Source organism: Microbacterium sp. HJ5 (genome assembly GCF_054824025.1).
In genome coordinates, this window is sequence record NZ_JSYE01000036.1 from 1 (window position 1) to 21,614 (window position 21,614).

The 21,614-nt window shown below is 66.8% G+C and carries 22 protein-coding genes; 4 read left to right on the forward strand and 18 right to left on the reverse strand.

Annotated features, from left to right (window positions below; all coding sequences use genetic code 11):
* On the reverse strand, positions 1 to 851 hold an 851-nt coding region (locus OB08_RS15235; RefSeq protein WP_461476195.1), incomplete at its 3' end, for a hypothetical protein.
* Between the two features lie 217 nt (positions 852 to 1,068).
* Positions 1,069 to 2,367 (reverse strand): right-handed parallel beta-helix repeat-containing protein, encoded by a 1,299-nt coding sequence (locus tag OB08_RS15240; RefSeq protein WP_461476196.1) that lies wholly within the window; start codon positions 2,365 to 2,367, stop codon positions 1,069 to 1,071.
* Between the two features lie 179 nt (positions 2,368 to 2,546).
* Here OB08_RS15240 and OB08_RS15245 point away from each other — a divergent pair, with 179 nt between their 5' ends.
* Positions 2,547 to 2,933: a hypothetical protein gene (locus tag OB08_RS15245; RefSeq protein ID WP_461476198.1), complete on the forward strand. Its 387-nt coding sequence runs from the start codon at positions 2,547 to 2,549 to the stop codon at positions 2,931 to 2,933.
* On the opposite strand, the gene OB08_RS15250 is transcribed toward OB08_RS15245, so the two are convergent.
* Positions 2,930 to 3,646 (reverse strand): NAD(P)H-hydrate epimerase, encoded by a 717-nt coding sequence (locus OB08_RS15250; protein WP_461476200.1) that lies wholly within the window; start codon positions 3,644 to 3,646, stop codon positions 2,930 to 2,932. The genes OB08_RS15245 and OB08_RS15250 overlap by 4 nt on opposite strands.
* On the reverse strand, positions 3,643 to 4,653 hold the full coding sequence (locus tag OB08_RS15255) for a YihY/virulence factor BrkB family protein (RefSeq protein WP_461476202.1): 1,011 nt from the start codon (positions 4,651 to 4,653) through the stop codon (positions 3,643 to 3,645). Before OB08_RS15255 ends, OB08_RS15250 begins: the two co-directional genes overlap by 4 nt.
* An 86-nt stretch (positions 4,654 to 4,739) precedes the next feature.
* Between OB08_RS15255 and OB08_RS15260 the strand changes: the two genes are divergently transcribed.
* The gene (locus OB08_RS15260; protein WP_461476236.1) at positions 4,740 to 6,407 is read left to right on the forward strand and encodes a GspE/PulE family protein; all 1,668 of its coding nucleotides are present in this window, start codon (positions 4,740 to 4,742) and stop codon (positions 6,405 to 6,407) included.
* A gap of 113 nt (positions 6,408 to 6,520) precedes the next feature.
* Here OB08_RS15260 and OB08_RS15265 read toward each other — a convergent pair whose 3' ends face one another.
* The 10 genes from OB08_RS15265 to OB08_RS15310 form a co-directional block, all read right to left on the reverse strand.
* Complete coding sequence (locus tag OB08_RS15265) at positions 6,521 to 7,753, reverse strand: type II secretion system F family protein (protein WP_461476203.1); 1,233 nt, start codon at positions 7,751 to 7,753, stop codon at positions 6,521 to 6,523.
* Positions 7,753 to 8,889, reverse strand: coding sequence for a type IV pilus twitching motility protein PilT (locus tag OB08_RS15270; protein WP_461476205.1), 1,137 nt, complete (start codon positions 8,887 to 8,889; stop codon positions 7,753 to 7,755). Before OB08_RS15270 ends, OB08_RS15265 begins: the two co-directional genes overlap by 1 nt.
* A gap of 5 nt (positions 8,890 to 8,894) precedes the next feature.
* Entirely contained in the window at positions 8,895 to 9,500 is a 606-nt protein-coding gene (locus OB08_RS15275) for a hypothetical protein (protein WP_461476207.1), read from the reverse strand.
* A gap of 3 nt (positions 9,501 to 9,503) precedes the next feature.
* Positions 9,504 to 10,151, reverse strand: a complete 648-nt coding sequence (locus tag OB08_RS15280; RefSeq protein ID WP_461476209.1) for a hypothetical protein — start codon at positions 10,149 to 10,151, stop codon at positions 9,504 to 9,506.
* A complete protein-coding gene (gene pilM / locus OB08_RS15285) occupies positions 10,151 to 11,167 on the reverse strand; it encodes a type IV pilus biogenesis protein PilM (protein WP_461476211.1) in 1,017 nt (338 codons plus the stop codon). Before pilM ends, OB08_RS15280 begins: the two co-directional genes overlap by 1 nt.
* Positions 11,168 to 11,178: 11 nt before the next feature.
* Positions 11,179 to 12,015, reverse strand: a complete 837-nt coding sequence (locus OB08_RS15290) for a prepilin peptidase (protein WP_461476213.1) — start codon at positions 12,013 to 12,015, stop codon at positions 11,179 to 11,181.
* On the reverse strand, positions 12,015 to 13,601 hold the full coding sequence (locus OB08_RS15295) for a hypothetical protein (protein ID WP_461476217.1): 1,587 nt from the start codon (positions 13,599 to 13,601) through the stop codon (positions 12,015 to 12,017). Before OB08_RS15295 ends, OB08_RS15290 begins: the two co-directional genes overlap by 1 nt.
* Entirely contained in the window at positions 13,592 to 14,107 is a 516-nt protein-coding gene (locus tag OB08_RS15300) for a hypothetical protein (protein ID WP_461476219.1), read from the reverse strand. The genes OB08_RS15295 and OB08_RS15300 overlap by 10 nt, the downstream gene beginning before the upstream one ends.
* Before the next feature lie 23 nt (positions 14,108 to 14,130).
* Positions 14,131 to 14,514, reverse strand: a complete 384-nt coding sequence (locus OB08_RS15305; RefSeq protein ID WP_461476221.1) for a prepilin-type N-terminal cleavage/methylation domain-containing protein — start codon at positions 14,512 to 14,514, stop codon at positions 14,131 to 14,133.
* A 75-nt stretch (positions 14,515 to 14,589) separates the two neighbouring features.
* Positions 14,590 to 14,952, reverse strand: a complete 363-nt coding sequence (locus OB08_RS15310; RefSeq protein WP_461476223.1) for a type IV pilin protein — start codon at positions 14,950 to 14,952, stop codon at positions 14,590 to 14,592.
* A gap of 324 nt (positions 14,953 to 15,276) precedes the next feature.
* On the opposite strand from OB08_RS15310, the gene OB08_RS15315 reads away from it, so the two are divergent.
* Positions 15,277 to 17,229 (forward strand): DUF6541 family protein, encoded by a 1,953-nt coding sequence (locus tag OB08_RS15315; RefSeq protein ID WP_461476224.1) that lies wholly within the window; start codon positions 15,277 to 15,279, stop codon positions 17,227 to 17,229.
* Positions 17,230 to 17,232: 3 nt separating this feature from the next.
* Here OB08_RS15315 and OB08_RS15320 read toward each other — a convergent pair whose 3' ends face one another.
* From OB08_RS15320 to OB08_RS15335, 4 genes are all read right to left on the reverse strand, one after another.
* Positions 17,233 to 17,529 carry a DUF1905 domain-containing protein gene (locus tag OB08_RS15320; RefSeq protein WP_461476226.1) on the reverse strand — a complete coding sequence of 99 codons (297 nt, stop codon included), beginning with the start codon at positions 17,527 to 17,529 and terminating at the stop codon, positions 17,233 to 17,235.
* On the reverse strand, positions 17,526 to 17,951 hold the full coding sequence (locus OB08_RS15325) for an SRPBCC family protein (RefSeq protein WP_461476228.1): 426 nt from the start codon (positions 17,949 to 17,951) through the stop codon (positions 17,526 to 17,528). The genes OB08_RS15320 and OB08_RS15325 overlap by 4 nt, the downstream gene beginning before the upstream one ends.
* Before the next feature lie 44 nt (positions 17,952 to 17,995).
* Positions 17,996 to 19,681 (reverse strand): PxKF domain-containing protein, encoded by a 1,686-nt coding sequence (locus tag OB08_RS15330; RefSeq protein ID WP_461476230.1) that lies wholly within the window; start codon positions 19,679 to 19,681, stop codon positions 17,996 to 17,998.
* Between the two features lie 257 nt (positions 19,682 to 19,938).
* Positions 19,939 to 20,790 carry a glycosyltransferase family 2 protein gene (locus tag OB08_RS15335; protein ID WP_461476232.1) on the reverse strand — a complete coding sequence of 284 codons (852 nt, stop codon included), beginning with the start codon at positions 20,788 to 20,790 and terminating at the stop codon, positions 19,939 to 19,941.
* 284 nt (positions 20,791 to 21,074) lie between these two features.
* Here OB08_RS15335 and OB08_RS15340 point away from each other — a divergent pair.
* A partial coding sequence (locus OB08_RS15340; protein ID WP_461476234.1) for a DUF222 domain-containing protein occupies positions 21,075 to 21,614 on the forward strand: 540 nt, incomplete at its 3' end.

Sequence of the window (21,614 nt, forward strand, 5' to 3'; positions counted from 1 at the left end):
CCGGCGGCGTCGTCGTCGATGACGATCGAGCGCCCGCTGGTGAGGCCGAGCGTCGCGCCGTCGAGGGCGGCGACGGATGCCGTGATCCCCGAGACGTCGGCACCGGCGGCCGTCCACTCGGCGGTGGCCTGGCCGACGGCCGACGACAGCGCGCCGTCGGTGAGCGCCTGGTCGGCACCGACCGGGTCGGCGGGCAGCTCGGTCGCGGTCATCGCCTCGGCCCCGGGCGTCGGCGTCGGCGTGGGAGTCGGAGTCGGAGTGGGCGTGGGCGTGGGCGTCGGGGTCGGCGTGGTGACTCCCACGCCGTCACCGCCGATCGTCGCGCCGCCGTTGTCCATCGGGCACGAGATCGAGGCGGGCTGGCCGTTGGTGCCGCCCACCGTCGTGCACTGGCTCGTCGACAGCGCCTTGGCCAGCGCCTCGAGCGCCTCCTGAAGCTTCTTCTGCGCCTCGGCCTGAGCGCGCGCGGCCTGCTGCGCCGCGGACTGCTGGGCGAAGAACTGCTGCACGAACGCCTGCTGCGCCGCCTGCTGCGCGGCCTGCTGGTCGGCGGCCTCACGGCGTCGCTGCTCGTCGGCGGCGAAGATCGCGTCGATCGCGGCGCGGGCCTCGGCGCGCGACTGCGTCTGCACCACGACGACCTGCGCATCGCGGAGCTCGATCACGGCGGCAGGCTGCGGTTCGGCCGGCACGGACTGGGGCGCCTGCGGGGCGCGGGGCGCCTCGACGACAGGAGCCGGGGTGAGCGCGCTGGCGGGCACGGCGCCCATCGTGACGACGAGCGCGGCCGAGGCGATCACGGCGACGACGCCGACTCCGGGGCGGCCGAATCGGGAGCGGCGGCGCGTCACGGGCGCGCCTGTGGCCGGGCGTGCGAACGCACCCCGACCGCCGATATCCCGAATAGCCAACGCGTCCCTACCCCCATAGGTAACCCTCGTTCGGCGCCCAGAACGCCGATCCCCGAGGTGACAAGCGCGAGTATGTCACCGAAGCGCCGAGGCTGTACAGGGCCGGTTTCGTGAAATGACACGTTGACGGCGTGTCGCGGATATGCCGGCCGTGCGGTCAGCCGGTGCCCCGGCCGATGCTGCAGTCGTTCTCGCCCAGGGTCGGCGCGGCTCCGTCGCCGATGACGATGCCGTGGGGCACGTCGCGGCACACCGTCGCGTCGATCGAGCCGCCCGAGTCGCCGCCGAAGATGACCGCGGCCGAGCTCGCCCCCGAGATCGTGGCCCTCTCGATCGAGGGTGCGGCCGCGGCATCCGCCTGCAGGCCGACCGTGCCGCCCGTGAACGTGCTGCCGATCACGGCGGGGGTCGAGGTGCCCGCCGCGGCGAGGCCGACGGGGTTGCCGGCGAACGTGCTCGAGGCGACCGACCCGCTGGTCTCGTCGAGGAAGACGATGCCGGCGCCGCCGTTGCCACGGAAGGTCGACGACTCGATGCTGACCCGGTGGCCGCCGGTGACGGCCAGCCCCGCCCACGCGTTGGCGTCGAAGGTCGACGCGGTGATCTCTAGGGTCGTGCCGCGGCCCGAGCCCTCGCTCCCCTGCGCCGAGAGGTACACGCCGGCGCCGCCCGCGCTGTCGCCGCTGCCCTCGGACGCGGCTCCCGTGACGCGGACGGCGTCGAGGGCGAGCGAGGCCGAGGGCCCGGCGACGATGCCGGATGCCGGCACCGCGGGTGCGAGCTGAAGGGTGAGCGCTTCGAGCCGCACGAGGCCGTCGGTGACGACCATGATCGCGGCGTCGGGCGCCGACGAGCTGACGACGGTCTCGCCTGCCCCGGCCCCGCGCAGGGTGACGCCCGCGAGCAGCACGAGCGTCTGGTCGATCTCGACGGTGCCGGCGGGCAGCACGACGGTGGTGCCGTCCGCGGCGCGCGCGAGCACCTCGATCAGGTCCTCGTCGGCGGTCATCGCCCACTCGCGGGCCTCTTGCTCGACGGTGCCCAGCACCGAGGCCGACACGCGCCGCCACACCGCCGCCGCGATGGGCGAGTCGGGCTCGATCTCGGCGAGCCCCGCTTCGAGGTCGGCGGTGAAGGCGCCCGGATCGCATCCCAGTTCGTCGCGCGTGGCGCGCGCCGCGGTGACCGCATCGGCGATCGCGTCGCCCGACGAGGTCGGCAGCGGCTCGGGTGCGGAGGTGGGGCCGGGGGTCGGCGCGGCGGATGCCTCGAGGCTCGGCAGCTCGTACTCGGCGACCAGATCGCCGGCCGCCGTGACGATGGTCCCGGCAGCGTCGGCGCACGCCTGCAGCCGCGCGGCATCGGTGTTCGTCGGCTCGGGCGCGGGCTGCGCTGTGCAGCCCGCGAGCAGGCCCACGAGGGCGATGAGGGCGACGGCGGCGCGCGACGGAGTCACACGCGGGAGCCTAGCGTCCGGCCTGCGGACGGCAGTCGCAGGCAAGGATGCCGCGTCGGGCATATGACCCGAATCTCAGCTTTGTGCAAGGTCTGCGATCGACCGCTGTGCGCCGCTCGGAAGCGGGTGTAGCCTCCTCGCATCGGCTGCCCTCCCCCGCGCGTGAACCGAGGTGCAACATGATGTCGACCCGAATGCTCCTGACGAGCGCTGCGATCGTGGTGGTCGCCTCGGCGGCGATCCTGGTGCCCGGCTTCGCCTCGGGCACCTCGCTCGCACCCGGCGTGCCGTCTGTCGTCGACACCGACGGCCCGGGCGACGGTCGCGGGCCCGGCGACGACAAGCACGCCGACGGCCCGGGCAACAACGGACGCGGCAACGCCTTCGGGCACGATAAGGACTCCGACGACTTCCCGGGCAACCACGGCCAGGGGCGGGGCAAGGACAAAGACAAGGACGACAAGCACGCCGACGGTCCCGGCAACAACGGTCGCGGCAACGCCTACGGGCACGACAAGGACTCCGACGACTTCCCCGGCAACAACGGCCGCGGCGACGACGACTAGAACGCTGGGCCCGGCTTCGCCGGGATGACACGGGCGACGGATGCCTCACCCGCGGGCTCGACCCCGGCGAGACCCGGCCCAAGCCCGAGGTCGACGAGCACGATCTCTCCCGCCAGCTCGGGTCCGCGCCCGGTGACGAGGCCGGCCTTGGCCGCTCCGAACGTCACCGTCACGGCGGCCGGCAGCACCGCGTCGTCGGCCGCGCCGGTGTCGGGGTGCAGCCCGCTCGGCAGGTCGACGGCGACGGGGCGAGGCATCCGCTCTCCTCTGGAGGAGAGGAGGCCCATCACCGCGTCGCGAGCGACTCCGCGCAGCGAGGGGTCTGACGATGTGCCGATTCCGAGGATGCCGTCGACGACGATCGCGTATCCGGATGCCGCGCCCAGGGCGGCTCTGAGCTCGACGCGCTGCGCGCCCGCCCGCAGCGCCTCCGCGAGTGCAGGCTCGTGCACGCGGCTGCCGACGGTGAGCACGTCCACGCGGGTGTGCGCCGCCAGGTGCGCGGCGGCGTAGAGGGCGTCGCCGCCGTTGTCGCCGCTGCCCGCGAGGACCAGGATGCGCGGGGACGAGGCATCCGTCAGCTGTTCCTTCACCACGGTCGCGAGGGCCGCTGCCGCGCGCAGCATGAGCGGCTCGCCGGCGTCGAGCATCGGGCGTTCGGCGGCGCGCACCTGCGCGGCCGTGTAGGTCGGCACGCGCACGGGCACGGTCACGCCTCTTTCGGCTTCGCTCCGCGGCGGGCCTTCTCGGCGGCGGCGTTGGCGAGCTGCAGTTCGGCCGATGCGACGCGGAGGGCGTCTTCGGCGCGCTTGACCCGCCGCGCCTCGAAGGTGGGGGCGCCGAAGCGCTCCCGCACGCGGTCGGCGTCTTCGGCGACGCCGACGATGATCCATGTCGACGCGAGCAGGATCACCTGTGCCGACAGGTTGAACCACAGCAGCAGGGCGATGAGGGCGGCGAACGAGGCGAGCAGCGGGTTCGATCCGGCACCGGCGACGAACAGGCCCGAGAGCTGCTGAAGCACAGTGAGGCCGAGGCCGCCGATGAGCGCGCCGACGATGAGGTGGCGCGGCCGCGCCTTCACGCCGCTCAGCACAATGAAGGCGAGGGCGATCAGGGCGGCGTCGAGGAGGAAGACGGTGAGCAGCGCGAGCCCGCGGGTTGCGGCATCCGCCACGAAGCTCTGCACGCCCAGCCAATCCCCCACCCAGTCGATGAACGTCGTGCCGTAGAACGTGACCACCGCCGAGAGGAGGAACCCGCCGCCGATCGCGATGGCCAGGAGCAGGTTGCGCAGGATCACCCAGATCCAGAAGACGTCGTCATGGATCTCGTCCGCGAGCGTGCGCAGCCCGGCCCGCAGCGATCCGATCGCACCGATGGCGGCGCCGACGAGAGCGACGAGAGACAGGATGCCGGTGATCGTGAGTCCCGGCGGCGCCGTGATCTTGTCGACCTCGATCAGCCCGTCCTCGCCGACGAGCCCGGGGATGGCGGCATCCACCGTGTTGACCAGCGCCCGCCACGCGGCCGGATTGTCTGCGAGCCACAGCGCTGCGAACGAGAATCCCAGCAGGACGGCGGCGAAGACCGAGAACAGTGCGCGGTAGGTGATGCTGTCGGCGAGCATCGCGCCGCGCCGCTCGAGGAAGTGGAACCAGACCCTCACAGGCTTGAGACTCAGTGCCCACGCGGTCACCTTCGCGATAAGGTCAGCCATGGCGCAACCTTACTGAGCCCTAAGCAATTACTTGGCCCCGCTCGACAACAGAGCCGTACTATGAGAGGTGGGGAATGGGGAACATTGTGAGGGGAATTGCACAGACCCTTGTACTCACTGGGGCCGTGCGTGCAGCTGACATGTCTGCTGCGCTGGCGGAAGCAGGAGAGGGTCCAGAACTAACTACTTTGCTGGTGAGCTCGAAGCTCGTCACCGAGGCGCAGGTTGCAGAAGCGATAGCCCTGCATACCGGTCATCGGTTCGTCGATCTGTCGAACATGCCGCTCGATCCGAACGTCGTGGCGTTGGTGCCCGGCACGATCTGTCGCAAGTACAGCCTGATCCCGGTAGATCGCGGAGGCGACCGCCTGACTGTCGGCATTCTTGATCCGACCGACATCGTGGCGCTCGACGACGTGGCGAGCGTCACCGATCTTTTTGTCGAGCCGGTCGTCGTAGCCAAAGACGCTTTGGCACAGATGTTTGAGCGTTTCCTCCGGTCCGATGAGGAGCTCAGCGAGCTCTCCATGACGATCGAGGAGTCTACTGAGTCCTCCGGGGCCGCGTTCACGGAGTCGCTTGAGGAGCAGGACAACGATGCGCCCATCGTGCGCTTCGTGAACCTGCTGATCGCGCAGGCCATCAACGACCGCGCGTCCGACATCCACGTCGAGCCCGGTGAGAAGCAGCTGACGGTGCGGTTCCGCATCGACGGCGTACTGCACGAGATGCAGAAGGCCGACCGCTCGATCCAGGACGGCATCATCTCGCGGTTGAAGATCATGTCGTCCATCGACATCGCGGAGAAGCGCAAGCCGCAGGACGGCCGCCTCTCCGTCGCACATGAGGGTCGCTCCGTGGATCTACGCGTGGCCACGCTGCCGACGGTGTGGGGCGAGAAGATCGTCATGCGAATCCTCGACAACACCGGTCAGACGATGACCATGCGCGACCTGCTGTTCTCTGGGACAAATGACCGACGCTTCCGTGAAGCGATCATGAAGCCTCACGGCATGATCCTCGTGACCGGGCCGACAGGCTCGGGCAAGTCAACGACTCTCTACACCGCGCTTCGCGCCGTCGCGAACACGCGCATCAACGTCATCACTGTTGAAGACCCTGTCGAGTACCGGATTCCCGGCATCAACCAGGTGCAGGTCAACAACCGGGCCGGCCTCACGTTCTCGTCGGCGCTGCGCTCGATCCTGCGAAGCGACCCCGACGTCGTGCTCGTCGGTGAGATCCGCGATCAAGAGACCGCGACCATCTCGATCGAGGCGGCCCTCACCGGTCACCTCGTGCTGTCGACGCTGCACACCAACGACGCGCCGTCGGCGCTGACCCGCCTGACCGAGATCGGCTGCGAGCCGTTCCTCGTCGCGACGGCCTTGTCAGCTGTCGTGGCTCAGCGTCTCGCGCGCCGGCTGTGCATGAAGTGCCGCGAGCCGCTCGTCGAGCCGACCGAGGTGCTCACCTCGCTGGGCTTTCCGCACGACCCGCACGATGTGCCGCAGCTGTACAAGGCGGTTGGATGCCCCGCCTGCTCGAACACCGGGTACAGAGGCCGCGTTGCGCTGCACGAGGTCATGTCTCTAAGCGACGAGCTCGAGTCGCTCGTTGTGACGCGTGCCACCGGCAATGACATGCGTCAAGTCGCGCTGCAGCAGGGCATGGTCTCGCTGCGCGAGGACGGGTGGTCGAAGGTGGCGCAGGGTATGACGACGATCGAAGAGGTGCTGCGCGTCTCGGTATGACGTTTGACGTTTGTCGGAACAAAGACATCCGCCCCCGGAGCGCCAGGCGCTCTCCGGGGGCGGTGTCTTGGACGCCGGCCGTCCGGTGACGGGGGTCGACGCCAAGATCGGGCCTATTGACCCGCGAGGTCCGAGTAGAGCGTGAAGATCGGCAGGTACAGCGCGACCACCATTCCGCCGATCAGCACGCCAAGCACCACGATCAGGAGCGGCTCGATCGTTGCCGAGAGCTGAGAAGTCGCAGTTTCGACCTCATCCTCGTAGAAGTCGGCGATGCTCGCGAGCATCTCCGATAGTGTTCCGGATTCCTCACCCACCGACACCATTTGCGACACCATCGCTGGGAAGACCTCCGCCTTCGCGAGTGGCGCCGCGAAGCTTCGGCCTTGACGGATGGAATCCTGAACATCTCTGACCGCCTGCTCCACCTTCCAGTTGTTGGAGGCCTGGCCGACGATCGAGAGCGCTTGGATGATCGGGACGCCGGCGTCCAGCATCATTGACAGGTTGCGAGCGAATCGTGCGACCGCGATCTTCGTCGACAGCTTGCCGAAGACGGGCAGTTTGAGCTTCAACGGGTCGACGGCCTTGCGGACCTGATCGGTGTTCTTATTGCGGGCCCACCAGATCCATCCGATACCGAACAACACGACCATGATCGGCAGGGCCCACCACATGTTCTCCGAAAGGGAGACGAGGATCTGCGTGGGAAGCGGGAGCTCGGAGCCGAGCCCCTCAAACATCTCCGCGAAGATCGGGACGATGAACGTGACCATCGCCAGCACGCCCAGCACGGCGATGATCAGAACGATCACCGGATATGTGGTGGCGGCTCGGATCTTGTTCTGGAGTTCCGCCTCGCGCTTGTAGTTCTCGGCGATCGAGGTGAGGGCCGCACCCAGGAAACCGCCCGTCTCACCGACACGGATAATACTCAACATGAGCGGCGGAAAAGTCTGCGGGTGGCGCGCCAGCGCAGCGGAGAAGGAGGACCCGCTCTCCACCGCAGCGTGCACCTCGATAAGGGGCGGCTGAAGCTTCTTGTCCTCAGTCTGCTCGATCAGGATTGCCAGGGTCCGGAGAAGTGGGAGTCCGGCGTTGATCAGGCCAGCCATTTGACGCGCGAAGATCGCCAGCGACTTCGAAGAAACGCCTGGGTTGATGCTGGGAAGCCGGATCTCGCGGTTGAGGCCCGTCTTCGACTTCAGCGTCACCTCAAGCGGGGTGAGCCCCTGCGCCTTCAATTTCGACGTCACGACGGCTTCGGTAGAACCCTCCACGGTTCCCTTTATGACGGTGCCGGCCCGCTGATCAAGGGCCCTGTAAACGAATTCCTGAACGGCCATCACGCGACTCCCGTTCCGTGATGCCAGTCACCGGCGTGGGTGGACCATGCTTCAACGTCCAAGTCGCGCGGTCGTACATAGATCCCGTCGAGGTTGGATGGGTCGACGGCGAAAGCCTTGGCGACGTGCAACGCGACGACCCCTTCTTCGACGAGACGCTTCAGATCCTGGTCGAGTGTGTGCATTCCCGCGGCAGCGCCCGCCTGCATGGCAGAGTACAACTGCGCGACCTGACCCTCACGGATCATGTTGGCAACAGCGGGGGTGTTGACGAGCACCTCGGTGGCGATCGTCCGCCCATCTGTCTGTGCAAGCGGCATCAGCGTCTGACTGATCACACCCTGGAGAGTGTCACCAAGCTGCGTCCGAATCTGCGCCTGCTGGTCGGCGGGAAACACGTCGACGATACGGTTGACGCTCTTTGCCGCGCCCTGAGTGTGCAGCGTCGAGAGCACGAGGTGGCCGGTCTCAGCAGCCGACAGAGCCGTTCGGATCGACTCCGGGTCTCGAAGCTCACCAATGAGGATGACGTCGGGGTCCTGACGCAGAACGCGACGAAGCGCTTCCGCAAACGATCCGGTGTCGGTGCCGACCTCACGTTGATGAACAAGCGATCGCTTGCTCTCATGCCGGAACTCGATCGGGTCCTCGATCGTGATCACGTGCGCAGGAAGCGTCTCGTTGATGATGTCGACCATTGCGGTGAGCGTCGTGGACTTTCCGGAGCCAGTGGGTCCGGTGAGGAGAACGAGCCCACGCGGCAGGAGGGCGAGATCCCGAGCTATTGCCGGAGCACCCAACTCGTCGAGTGTGAACACTCGGTCCGGGATGAATCGGAGTGCGATCGCAATCGCGCCCACCTGCCGAAAGACGTTGACACGGAAACGGCCCAACTGCTCTGTGGCCAGCGCGAGGTCGACTTCGTGTCGCAGCTGGAACTCTTCCCGTTGGCTTGGCGCCATCAGTCCTGCCGCGGCTGCTTCCACCCACTCGGTCGGCAGCGCCTCGATGAACCCCGGGATGGGAACGAGATCGCCGTCCACGCGCATCAGCGCAGGATGCCCCGCGGTGATGTGGATATCGGACGCGCGGTGCTGGGCGCCACGCGAGAGAAGTGCTTCGAGAGCGAAATCCATCACGGCTAACCTTCCGAATCGATGTAGGTCAGAGCCTGAATCTGCAGGTCGACGACCCCTGCCCCCGCCGCGCTCACGGTGATTGTGCTGAGAAGACGCGGGCCTTCGCCCAGTTCGTCGAGGAACCGGGTTGCACTTGCCATATCGGGAGCGGACACGTCGATGGCGAACGCGGCCTGAGCGCGACCATCGACCGCGACCGATTCTTCCGCAGCCTCGGCGGCCGTTGTCTCATCTGGATCGGCCGCTGCTACCTCAGCGGTCCTCGGCATGAAGGGCGTGACCTCTCCAGCAGCCGCGCTCACGATGCTTACGTTTGCAACAGTCGCCGCTCGCCCGATCACTTCGAAGACGTCGTCGAACTGGTTGGTCGCCGGGATCTGCCCACGTAGCGCTGCTACCGAAGCGTCGATCTCGCTCTGACGTTCTGCTGCTTCGCTCAGACTGTCGACTTGTGCTTGATAGACCGCATTATCTGCGGCAACCGATGTGGTCTGCGCGTCGACCGACTGAGACTGGAGGAGCGTCGGCAGCGCGACCACAAAGAAGCCGAGGGCGACGACGCCGACGCTGATGATGAGACCGAGGAGCGTGATGAGTTGCTTGGGCATCGGTCACTCCTCTTCCGCGACGGGGGCGTATTCCCCCGTGTAAACAGTCTGATCGAAGGTCACCGTCAGGAGATAGGCGTAGCGCGCGGCCTCCGAGGTGCTCGAAGTCACCGCCTGACCGTCAGCCTCGAGCACGCCCTCCACGGCGCGCAGGGAGCGCACCACGTCGACGATGTCTACCGGTGTCGGGCTGTCCAGTCGAATGAGCCCGGTCAATCCGGCGGCGGTTGCTGGGTCGCCGTCGCCCGGCATCGAGCCGACAGTCAACTCGAAACCGGTGAGAGAAACGCCTGTGGGCAGGACGTTCTCGACGGAGTCGACGACGGGCTGCCAGCCGACGTCGGTCGCCATAGCTTCAGTCCGGAAGGCCGTCAGCTCAGCCTCCGTGGCGAGGGCTTCGCTGGTTCCCGAGAGCGCTGCCAGTTCAACCAGCAGGTCGTTGGTGCGTGCTTGCTCTGCGGCCAAGCGCTGGTCGGCGGTGAGCTTTAGGAAGAACGCACCGCCGATGAGGAGCAGGGCGATCAGCATGGCAGCCAGAACTCCCCAGGCCCATTTGCGTGTCAGAACCTCTCGTTCGCGCCGAGCGATCTCGCTCTTCGGGAGGAGGTTGACACGCGGCATCGACGCGAACGCCGGAGTCACATTGGCCATCAGCGCGCCTCCCCGAGAGCGATTCCGACCGCGCTGACGAGATTGAGGCCGAACTCGCCGGTCGGCTGAACGTTTTTGACCGTCACGACGTCGCCGGCCTCGACCACTCTCATTGGCACGTCGAGCGCCGTCTGGAGCGCCTGAATCGCCCCGGGCACCGCAACTCCAGCGCCGGTGAGCAGAACGCTGTCGATCCGCGCACCGTTCGCGCGACCGCCGAAGAACGCGAGGGTGCTTCGCAGTCGAGCCGCGAGATCTGAGATGATCGGGCTCACCGATGATCCTCTGAGCGCACCCCGTACTCGCGCGGTCGGGGGCGCCGCGGCGGTGGCCTCGACGAGCGCGGGCTCCGCGGCAGCTTCCTCGCTCGCGTGGCGTTGCGATGCCGCTGTCGGTACGTCGATGGGCAAGAGTCGAACGAACTGAGGAATGCCCCCGCGTGCTACCACCACCTGCGTGGTGTGGTCGCCGATGTAGACGACCGCGACTGTTTCATCAGGCGAGGTCACGGCGGCAGACACTCTGGCGAGCCCGAACGCCGTGAGATCGACGGCGTTGACCCGCAGCTTCACGCGGTCGAGAGTCGCGATAATCTGCTCAATCGACTCCGATACCGCGGCGACGAGTAGACCACTGACCTGATCGCCGTGCTCCGCGAGTGGGAAGAAGTCGAGGACAGCCTGGCTTGCCGGCACTGGAAGAAGGTCCTGCACCTGGAACGGTAGCGCGTCACGAAGCAGCTCGGGCTTCATTGACTGTGTCGTGTACTCGCGGACCAGGATGCGCCGGCTGGCCACGCCCAGAGTGACGTGCTTACCCTGGAATTTGGCGCCCGCCCAGAGCTGGCGCAGCGCGACAGCGACCGCTCCGGAGTCGAGGATCTCCGAATCCTTCGCCGCGTCGGGAGGCAGGGGGACCTCACCACACGCTACGAGTTGAGGTGCGCGACCGATCGTCACCTCGGCCGCTCTCACGCTCTCCTCGGTCACTTCGAGCCCGATCACTGTCTTCGCCATTTCGAATCCCCCTAGTTCGCCGAATAGAGCGATAGATACCACGTTGCGAGCCTGTCGCCCACGAAGATGCCCGTCCACGCGCCGAGGAGCATCCAGGGACCGAACGGAATGGCGGACTTCCTCCCGGCCCGTCGTACAGCGATCAGCGCCAGTCCGAAGAGGCCCCCGAACAAGAATCCGGCGAAAGCCCCCACGGCGAGTGCACCCCAGCTGAGCCAGCCGAGGAAGAGCCCGAGCACACCGGCAAGCTTGACGTCGCCACCGCCCATTCCGCCGCGTCGGACGGCACGGAGTACGAAGAAGAAGCCGTAGAGGATCGCCATACCGGCGGCGGCACGCGCGAGACTGTCCCATTGCTGTGTCACGGCAGCCAGCGCCGTGAAGCCCGCTCCTCCCACGACGTAGCTCGGCAGGACGAGCGCGTTCGGCAGTCGGCGGGTGTCCAAGTCGATCAGCGCGAGGGCGATGCTCACCGCTGCGAGGTAGCAGTACAGCAGGGTCGCGATGAGTACTGGCCATGCAGCGAGCATGCCGTGCGTCGCACCGCCGCCGAGCGCCCACCACGTGACGGCAGCGAAACCGATGCCTGTTCCAAGTTCGACGAGCGGATATCTCACCGAGATCGGATTAGCACAGACCGCGCATCGTCTACGGAGAAGAAGCCACGAGACCACCGGGACGTTCTGCCACGGACGTACCGGGGACTCGCAGTTCGGACACCGACTTTCGCGAAGCAGGGAAACGCCGTTCGGAACGCGATATACGACGACATTCAGGAAGGAGCCGATAACAAGTCCGAAGAGCGCGGCAAAGCCGACGATGACGGGCACGAGTGCGGTCGACGCCACTACTGCGTCTCGCTCTGATAGGTCAGACCGCCGAGCCGCTGAACGAGCACAGTCTCCAGAACAACATCTTCGCCCTCACCTTTCAGCTTGCAACCCAGCTTCTCGAAGGCGTCCGGCCAACTCATAGTCGCACAAGTGTATGACGCGCCATTGCCGAAGTTGATCGACGACTCATTCGTATAGAGCTGACCGGAAAAGGCCGCACGCACATTACCCGTCATACCGCACGGGGTGTAGATCATGAGTTTCGGGCTCACCGAAGCCGAACTCGGGATATTGAGCTTGTCGTTCCCGATCGTGCTCACACATGTCGGCTTCGTCTCACCATTCAGACGGTCGTCACGGTTCCCATCCTCGTGGATGAAGACGAGCTGATTCGTTCCGCCCACAGTGCCTGAGAACTGTAGATCCATCTGCTTACTCGCAGGAACGAGAAAGACGACGTCGCGCCGCACCGTAACCGGATTGATGGTGATCCCGACGGAGTTGCCGAAGTTGGTGCAAGCGCGATAATCGATGATGGTCTTCGTCGCACTCGCACTGCTCAGGATGGTGCTCAACTGACTGGGTGTCATCGTGCACGCGTTCTGGGTTGGTGGGGTGGCGTTCCACAGGGACGATCCGTCCAGGTCAATCCAGGCGGTAAGCGCTCGGATCACCTCAAGTTTCGGATCGAAGGGCGGTATCACTGCGCCCTGCTCGGGAGCGCCCTCAACAGTCCATCTCGTTGTCTTGGTAAAAGTGCCGCTGGTCTTTATTGGTCCGTAGACTCGGCCGGTCCCGGCGTTTCCTGTTAGGTCGATGTCGCCGTCCGACTCGATTCCCCCGGTCCCGACCGTTGCCGGCGCTACCGGCGGCGACCCGATAATCGAGCCGTTGGAAGTGAAGTCGACGTCGCCGCCGGTCTTCAGCAGTCCAGTTATCTCCGCCGACTGGGAGTTACTGGTCGCAGTACCGAAGACATACGCGGAACCGTTGATGGTGCAGTCGCGACTCAGTGAGAGGTTCCCTTCGACGACATAGAGGTCCCCGTTGATAGTTCCTTCGTTATTACACGTGTAGTTGCCCGACCGCACGACGAGGTCCCCGGTGTAGTTAGACACCGTCGACGTCACACCACCGGCAAAGTACGCGAGCACGCCGCCTGCCTGCTGCTCGAAGGTCTTCTCCCAGGGGTAGACGCTGTCGATCGTCGTGCTCACCCCATCGGCGGTCCCGGTGGATCGAACCACCACGTAATCGGTGTCTTCCGTCGGGCACCCTTCACTCAAACCCTCGGCAGATTCGGGCTCGGTACCCTCGGCGACGTAGATGCTGCTCACGAACTCGGGATTCGAACCCGAGAAGTCGGTCTGATCGCACGCTCCTGAGAGTTCCGCCACTGCTGCGTCTCGGCCTGACTCGGCCGAGATGAACGCCTGCGTGACATCGGTATTCTCGGCGTTTGCTTGGATCGTAAAAAGAACAGATGCCGCGACCATCGCTGCCACTACAAACCCGACAAGCATCACCACGACAACGGTCACGAGTACCGCGCCGTCGTCATCTTGGCGACGGTTTTGCAGGTTGCGCTGTATTACCAACATGGCGCACTCTCCCCTGACAGTGCGGACCGAGCCGCTGTCTCTCCCCCGAATCGAACCGACGCCGTGTCTGTAGCAACGTCGAAGGTGTAGGTGAGGTCCTTCGTTCCCGCCACGAAGAACGCGATGGTGCCTCGCTGAACCACCCCGGTCTGCCAGACGGTCCACGCGGATGTACTTACGGGCAAGTCTCGGTCTGCGATCGTCCATCGAGCTGAGCCGCTCGAGAAGTGGAAGCCCTGGCACCGCAGGTCACCGTCGAGCGAGGTCCGTACGCGCAATGTGCGCCCGTCGACCGACACTTCATAGTCGAGCGCGTTATGCATGGCCCGCTCAATCGTCGAACTGATGGTCTGGCCGCGGTTCGTGGCTTCAGTCTGCACCGTCACGTTGCGCTGTGTGATCCACGAGTTGGTCAAGATCATGGCGGCAGCGCCGACCACGAGACTCGCAACGAGCGCGTAGATGATCAATTCGACGAGCGAGACTCCCGCCTCGTCGTCGAGCAATTCTGCGCCGGGCCCCTTCATAATCAGCCAGCCGGTGTATAGATGAGGGCTTCGATGCCCGCGATCCGGTCCCCTTGCCCATCGACAGCGACGAGGCGGAGAGTTGCGGTGGATTTGGCTGCACAGGCAGTCACCGTGCCCGATGATGTCATCGGTCTCTCCGTTCCTTCGTTGAAGGGATCAGGACCAGCAAGCGTGGCGAGGTTGCTGCAAGTGGGATTCTCCCGCGCCTGCTCGACAAGCGCGTGAAGATGCCGCGTCGCGGTTGCGACGGCGGATTGCTCGGACGAATATCGCACTCCGTCCACAAGCGCCGGCAGGAGGGCCACGGCGATCAACGCAAGCAGGAACATGCCGATAATCACTTCGACGAGACTGAATCCCTCGTCGCGCGACTGTGCATTCATCCGACGCCCCTCCCCAGGTGGCAGACGATGGCGTCCAGGGCCGGAACTGCGCCCTGAACGCCATCAGTCTACGTCTTAGCAGCCGGGGCCGGAGTCTGCTGTCGTGCCATCCTTGTCAACCGAGACACAGAACGCGTCCAGGTCCGTCCCGTTTGCGACCGACGTGTTCCAACCCTGGTCATCGAAGTTGTCCAGGTTGGGCGTGCTGCCCTTGGCGAGCGCGGCCGCCCACTGGGACGCGGCGTTGCCGGCGGCGGCGTCGGCCGCGTTCTGCTCGGCCTGCGCCGAGATGTTGAGGAAGATCGGAATGGCGATTGCGGCGAGAATGCCGAGGATCACCACGACGATGATGAGCTCGATGAGCGAGAAGCCCTCTTCGCCGTTCTCCTCGCGACGGGCCTTCTCCGCCTCGATGTAGTTCTTGATCATGGTGCGCATCTGTGTGCTCCTTCTTGGCTTGGACTGATTACAGCCTGGCGATCCGCGAGCGGGTCATCGACCCTTCGAACGTTCTCCCCAGAACCGGAAACGGAGCCACATGCGTGAAACCCCTCCCCGCTGAACATGGTTCCGGACACGCTCAGAAAGATTCAACGCATGTCGCGCGTAATTGGCTAAGGATGCGCTGAGGATTGCCTCAGCCGGTTTCCGATGCTGTGGAATCCAAACACGCGACCGATGGGGCTCCCCTAGGCTCTAGCCAGTTCGGGCTGGTCGCGGCGTCCGAAGGAATGACAATAGCTCGGCGTGCGCGGTCGGTAGATGAGCGGAGGGTGCGTGCTGGATCTTCTCCTCGCATCCGCGGCTTGCGCGCTCGTCGTCTGCGGGTCAGGCGCCGCGATGGGGTTCGGACTGCGGATACGCGGCCTTTGGCTCCTTGCCTCGTCGTTTCCGTTGGGTGTATCGGCCGTCGCGGTAGCCTCGATCGCGGCATCTCTCGGTGGCCTCCCTTGGTCAGTCTGGCCAGTCGTGGCCGTCGCGATCCTCGTCGCAGCCGTCGCGTGGCTGGTCACGACTCGTTGGCCACGTCTGCGTCCGCGTTCGTCGTACGCATCGAGTCCGGTGTGGTTGCTCGTCGCCGTCGGACTGGGAGCAATCCTTCTCCTTGTTCGCGTTGGCTTCGCGATGGACGCTCCGGATGCCTTCGCGCAGGCATTTGACAACGTTTTTCATCTGAACGCGGTTAGGTGGATTCTCGATACAGCCGACGCTTCTCCCGCTAACGTCGCGCGCCTCTCCGCTCCGTCCGGTGGCTCGATGTATCCGAGCGCATGGCACGCGATCGGAGCGCTTGTCGTGCAAGTGTCCGGCGTATCGATCCCTATCGCGTCCAACGCCGCGCTGATTGTGTTCGGTTGCGTGGCTTGGCCCGCGGGCATCGTGGTGCTGTCGCGAGCGCTCTTCGGCGGAAGCCGATCGCTGTTGGTTTCCGCGGGCGCTCTGGCCGCTGCCTTCGGACCGTTTCCGCTCGCTCTGGTGGCATATCTCGGGACCTACCCGTTGGTACTCGCCGTCTCTATGCTGCCGGTGGTACTCGCCGCGACGGTCGAGGTCGGCCAATTCCGGCTCTCCTCGCTGGGCCCGGCTTGCGGTTGGATCGTGGTCGCTCTCAGCGTTCCGGCTCTGCTGCTGGCACATCCGTCGGTGCTAGTCGCGGTCCCGGTCCTCGCATTCCCTGTCGCAGTCAGCGTCGCTGGGCGTATGTGGACGTCCAAGGAATCAGACCGGCGACGACGCCTTGCCATTCTCGGCGTGACTGTGTACGTCGCTGCAACGATGGCCCTCCTCGTGTACGTCCGCCCCTCGGCCGACTCGCTCAGCGAGGCGAGAGGGACTGCTGGCCAGGGGATCGGCGAGGCGATCACTTCCACCGTCGGCGGTCAACCGCTCTCCATCGGCGCTGCGCTGCTGGTCATCCTCGGCGTGGTGCTCGCACTCCGTGCGCCCCTCCACCGGGGGCGGGTGGCAGCAGGCATGTGGGTGGTTGGCGCAGCTCTCTATGCCATCACCGCCGGAGCTCCGGAGTTCTGGCGGCTGCTCCTATCGGGACCGTGGTACACGGACGCCATGCGAGTGGGAACGATCGTGTCGGCCACCTGCGTCCCGGTAGCCGCATACGCTGCGGCGTCGGTCTGGAGGCTCATCGGCCTTCGCGTGGCACGTACCTCGCTTCGACAACGGAGCTGGGTTCGGCCACTCATCGCAGCGGCCAGCTCGCTCCTACTCGTCATCATCTGTAACGGTCCGGGCGCGTGGGCGGTCGCGGAACGAGCTCATGCAGTCTTTGTCCCAGTCGATGATGCTCTGACCGCAGTCGTCTCCTTGAGCGAGGACGAGCGCGAACTGCTTGAGAAAGTCGAAGCCATCGTTCCCGACGGCGAGCTCATCGGGAACAATCCGTGGGACGGATCGGCGCTTGCTTACGCGCTAACGGGACGGCCGGTGTTGTTCCCGCACATGATCGCGGTTCGGGGCCAACCCGGGCTCGATTTTCGCGACGGCTTCTCGTCCGCGGGGTCCGACGATCCCGCATGCATCGCAACGCGGGATCTGAGCATTCGGTGGGTTCTTGATCTCGCGTCTGATACGGGCTCTCTGCCCAACACACCGCGCTTCGAGGGGTTAGAAGACCTGGCCTCGTCCCCCAACGTTGAACTCGAGGCGCGAGTAGGCGACGCGACGCTCTATCGGATCATCGGCTGCGAAGTCGGCTGAGCCTCACCCGTCCAGCACGTCCAGCCTGACCACGACGGCTCCCCCGTCCTCAAGCCCCTCCGCATCACGAACGGCCTTCTTCAGCGGCAGCACATACGTGCCATCCGACGACGGGAAGATCGACGTCGACCACTCCGAACCGCCCACCCGCGCCTTGACGCGCACTGAGCCGAACCCGCGATACGGCCGAGGGATCTCGCGGATGTCCTCGCTCAGCTCGGGCGGCACCGAGGTGAAGAACCAGGCGGAGTCTTCGCGGGCTTCCCAGCGGAAGATCTCACCCTCGAACTCGATGATCATCCGAACTCGGCCACCCCGCCGTGGCGGTCGACCAGGCGCTGTACGCAGTTCGACCAGCCCTCGATGTGACTCTCGCGCTCGTCGGCCGAGAGGAACCCGGTGTGGCGCACGGTCACGCGGGTCGAGGCATCCGCCGCCGTTTCGAGCGTCAGCTCGGCGTCGGTGGTGTGCTCCTCGCCCTCCCACCGCCATTCGAGCCGCAGGCTCGTCGGAGCCTCGAGGGTCAGGACGCGCCCCAGCACCGCGAGCTCGGCGACCGACGACCGCACCTCCCACCGACCCAGCTCGCGCGGCTCGACGACGGCTTCGGTCTCGAAGCGCGGCGGCCAGATCCATTCGGCCAGGCGCGCGGCATCCGTCAGATCGCTCCAGACCTCGTCGATCGGTGCCGCCACCAGCGCACTCTCGGTCATCTCGAACATGCCCGCCACGGTAGCGCAGGCGGCCGACGCCTCACCCAAACGGGCTACTTCTTGAAGCTCACCTCGAACGCGTGCGTCGTGCCGTCGCTCAGCGTGAGCACGAACTGTCCGGTCTTCTTCGCCCACGCCTTGTCGGTCTTCCAGACGTAGGTGTATCGGTCGGTCACCGCGTCGTACTGAAGTCCGCTGTGGCCGGCGGTCGCGGCATCCAGCAGCTCCCCGACCGGATTGGCGACCGTGCCCTCCACGACGAACCGCGCCGACGTGACCACCTCGAGCCCCTGATCGCCGTCGAGCGAGAACGACACCGGCACCGCCTGCCCCGCCTTCGCGACGTTCGGTCCCGTCATCGACACCGGATCGAAGAAGCCCGTGAAGTCGAACTCGTCGCCGTACCCGAGCGCGAACGGCGAGAAGCTCGTCGTCGCGCCGCAGACGCGGCCCGGCACGCGCGTGGTGGTGATGTCGTCCCACCGGTTCAGCGCGGTGTCGAAGTGGTAGAGCCGCGGCGGGTCGCCCGGAAGGTTCGCGGTGTCGTAGTCGAAGCACACCGTCGCCGACCCGGTGAAGGAGGCGGTGGTGCTCAGGTGGTAGTACAGCGGCGGGTCGCCCGCGAGCTGGAACCCGTCCGCCGCCGGACCCGTGCCCGACACCGTCGCCGTGGTCGTCCCACCCGTCGATCCCGCGGGCAGCGTCACGGTCGCATCGGTCGGCCCGAGGTCGAACCCGGTCGCGACGCCCGCCGGCGTCGACTGCGTGACCGCATTCGGCGGCGTCGTCACGAGGAAGTCCCCGTAGCTGCCCGCCGGCCAGTAGCGCTCACCCCGAACCCCCGCCACCAGCTGGTAGCTCCCGTACGCGAGGTCGCTCGGCAGGGTGAAGGTCGCGGCGAGCGTGCCGCCCGCTCCGACCGTGCCCTCGCCGACCTTGAGCGCGCTCACGGGCAGCCCGCCGCCGAGCAGCGCGAAGTAGAAGTAGTCGAGGTCGGGCGCGATCCACAGTTCCAGCTGCTCGCCGGGAGTGAGACCGGATGCCGCGACCGACGCCGACAGGCCCGGGAACAGCTCCGGCGACCCGCCGCTGTTGACGGTGGCGCGCGTGCCGATGATCTCGGAGACGTGATCGAGATCGACGTCGTCGAGGTGCGCCGCCACGTAGCGACCGGGCACCACGTACGAGTCGAACGTCGTGACGGTCGGCACCGCGGGGTCTACCGGAGGCTCGCTGAGTGAGAAGACCCGCATCGTGTGCCCCGACCACGATGGCAGCGGATTCGACCACATCGCCGCGTCGCCGCCGTGGACCGAGAGCGACTCGCCGGGACCGAGCGTCAGCCAGAAGCTCGACTCGATGCCGCTGAGCACCTCGTCGAACAGCCCCCACGCCTCGGTCGTCCACAGGTGGTCGACGACGCCCTGGGTCGAGAGATCCGTGCCGAGGCCGAAGTGCCTCGGCTCGGACGACCCGTTGACGAGCTCGACCCGCAGCACCGGCAGCGGATCGATGAGCTCCTCACCGCCGAACGGCGACGTGGTCGACGCCGCCGTCTGCCAGCTGATGGTCACCCCATCGACGGTCTTCGGATACCCGGCCACATCCGACCACACCAGCGGCGGATCCTCCGCAGCCGCCGGGATGCTCGTGAACCCCCCGAAGAGCAGCGCGGAAACCAGCGCGGCTCCCAGCGTCGCTCCCAGAGAAGCGCGCGTCCGTGAACGTGACATGGCCATGGCGAGCCCCCTCGCATACGGCGCTTCCCCAAGCGCACCCGCCGGCGGTCCCCGCCGCCGTTGGCCGACATGTTCCTCCCCGGTGCAGGCCGGGTCAAGGGTGTCGGGCGTCGATCACGGCGAGCGGATGCCGGTGCCCGGCGTTCTTGCCGAGCAGGCGCCTCGGCACTCGGCGCCCGCCCCGGCGATCGGATGCCTCGGCCAGCGCGCGTGTTCCAATGAGCGGATGCCTCGGCCCGGCGCGCGTGCTCGCCGCGTCAGCGCCCGAACTCGGGAGCCCACTCCTCGGTGTCGGGCGTCCAGTCTGCGGCGGCGGCGGACGAGGCATCCGCTCGCATTCTTCGTGACGGCTCACGGCGACGCCACGCCGCGCCCTCGGGCCAGCTCGCCGCGAAGGTCGTCACGACCTTGAACACGCGGCGCGAGAGGCCGCCGACGGTCTGCAGCGGGCGCGCAGACACCGGCATGCGCAGCTGCGGGTCGTAGCGCACGCCGTCGGCATGCCGCAGGCGGATCGTCAGGTCGAGGTCGTCGTGGATCGCCGCGTTGTCGCGGTCGACGCGCTCGCGCAGGCGTTCCCAGATGCCGGCGCGCATGGCGAAGTTCGAGCCGAACACCAGCGGGATACCCAACCACTTCCGCACCCAGTAATGCCCGCCGCCGATGTACCAGTGCTCGCCCAGGTAGTTCGTGAGCGGGCTTCCGCCATAGAACTCGGCGCCGCCGGTGAGCACACCCAGCCCCGGATTTGACATGAACGCGCGCACGACCCGCGCGATCCAGTCCGGGTGCGGCCGCGAGTCGGCGTCCAGCCGCGCGATCAGGTCGGCGCCCGGCAGAGCCTCGTCGTACCCGAGGGCCTCGTCGTACCCGAGAGCCTCGTCGTACCCGCGCGCCGCAGCCGGCCAGACGCCGACACGCGCCTCTTCGACCACGTCGGCGCCGAAGCGGCGTGCGACTTCGGCCGAGGCATCCGTACTGCCGTTGTCGACCACGATGACACGGTCGGCCGGATGCGTCTGCGCCGCCAGCGCTGCCAGGCACTCCTCGAGGAACCCGGCGTCGTCACGGCACGGAATGACGACCGTGACACGTGGGGCGAGGGACACACGCACACCCTACTCTCGCCTCCGACATCCGCCCGGTGGCCACGACGGGTTTCGAACATTCGCTTGTCTCGTGCGATGTTCTTTGGTATATTTGTTCTATTGGAGGTGCCCAGCCACCGTAAAACCGGTGGTCCTCTAGCGGCAAAGGTTTCAACGCGCGCGAGTGGGAGGCACTGACCATCGAAGCTATAGACGATCCGATAGGCGGCATCGCCGACGCTCTGGCGTCTGTGGCGGATGCCTGGGCCTCCGGTTCGGCTGCGGGTGGTTCGGCTGCGGGCGTCGTGTCTGTCGACGGCCTCGATCACGCCTCGCTCGTCGCGGTCAACAACGCGATCGGCACGCTGCGTCGGCGCGTCGAAGCCATGCATGCGCGGGTCGCCTCCGAGATCGCACGCCAGTCGCGCCCCGAACTCGGCGCCGACGGGCTCGCCAAGAAGAACGGCTACCGCAACCCGGCCACCCTCATCGCGGCGACCACGGGCACGACGATCGGCGACGCCTCGCGACTCGTCGCCGTCGGTGAGGCCACGGCGCCGCGTCGCACCTTCAGCGGAGCGGATGCCCCGCCCCGCCACCCCCACGTCGCCGAGGCCCTCGCGGCCGGGCGCATCGGCATGCCGGCGGCGTCGGCGATCATCACGATGCTCGACCGCGTCGGGCCGCGGGCGCCGTACGAGCGGGTCGAGCAGGTCGAGGCGATGCTGGCGACCCAGGCCGTCGGGCTCTCGCTCGACCATGTCGCAAAGATCGTGGCCCGCGCCGAGGCTCACCTCGACCCCGACGGTCTCGAGCCACAGGAGCACGAGCTCCGCGGCGAGCGG

Bases quoted from the DNA above. Each gene is read 5' to 3' on its own strand.
- OB08_RS15245 (WP_461476198.1), top strand. From the start codon at position 2,547: ATGATGTCGACCCGAATGCTCCTGACGAGCGCTGCGATCGTGGTGGTC.
- OB08_RS15255 (WP_461476202.1), bottom strand. From the start codon at position 4,653: ATGGCTGACCTTATCGCGAAGGTGACCGCGTGGGCACTGAGTCTCAAG.
- OB08_RS15265 (WP_461476203.1), bottom strand. From the start codon at position 7,753: ATGGCCGTTCAGGAATTCGTTTACAGGGCCCTTGATCAGCGGGCCGGC.
- OB08_RS15270 (WP_461476205.1), bottom strand. From the start codon at position 8,889: ATGGATTTCGCTCTCGAAGCACTTCTCTCGCGTGGCGCCCAGCACCGC.
- OB08_RS15275 (WP_461476207.1), bottom strand. From the start codon at position 9,500: ATGCCCAAGCAACTCATCACGCTCCTCGGTCTCATCATCAGCGTCGGC.
- OB08_RS15280 (WP_461476209.1), bottom strand. From the start codon at position 10,151: ATGGCCAATGTGACTCCGGCGTTCGCGTCGATGCCGCGTGTCAACCTC.
- pilM (WP_461476211.1), bottom strand. From the start codon at position 11,167: ATGGCGAAGACAGTGATCGGGCTCGAAGTGACCGAGGAGAGCGTGAGA.
- OB08_RS15295 (WP_461476217.1), bottom strand. From the start codon at position 13,601: ATGTTGGTAATACAGCGCAACCTGCAAAACCGTCGCCAAGATGACGAC.
- OB08_RS15305 (WP_461476221.1), bottom strand. From the start codon at position 14,514: ATGAATGCACAGTCGCGCGACGAGGGATTCAGTCTCGTCGAAGTGATT.
- OB08_RS15310 (WP_461476223.1), bottom strand. From the start codon at position 14,952: ATGCGCACCATGATCAAGAACTACATCGAGGCGGAGAAGGCCCGTCGC.
- OB08_RS15315 (WP_461476224.1), top strand. From the start codon at position 15,277: ATGAGCGGAGGGTGCGTGCTGGATCTTCTCCTCGCATCCGCGGCTTGC.
- OB08_RS15320 (WP_461476226.1), bottom strand. From the start codon at position 17,529: ATGATCATCGAGTTCGAGGGTGAGATCTTCCGCTGGGAAGCCCGCGAA.
- OB08_RS15325 (WP_461476228.1), bottom strand. From the start codon at position 17,951: ATGTTCGAGATGACCGAGAGTGCGCTGGTGGCGGCACCGATCGACGAG.
- OB08_RS15330 (WP_461476230.1), bottom strand. From the start codon at position 19,681: ATGGCCATGTCACGTTCACGGACGCGCGCTTCTCTGGGAGCGACGCTG.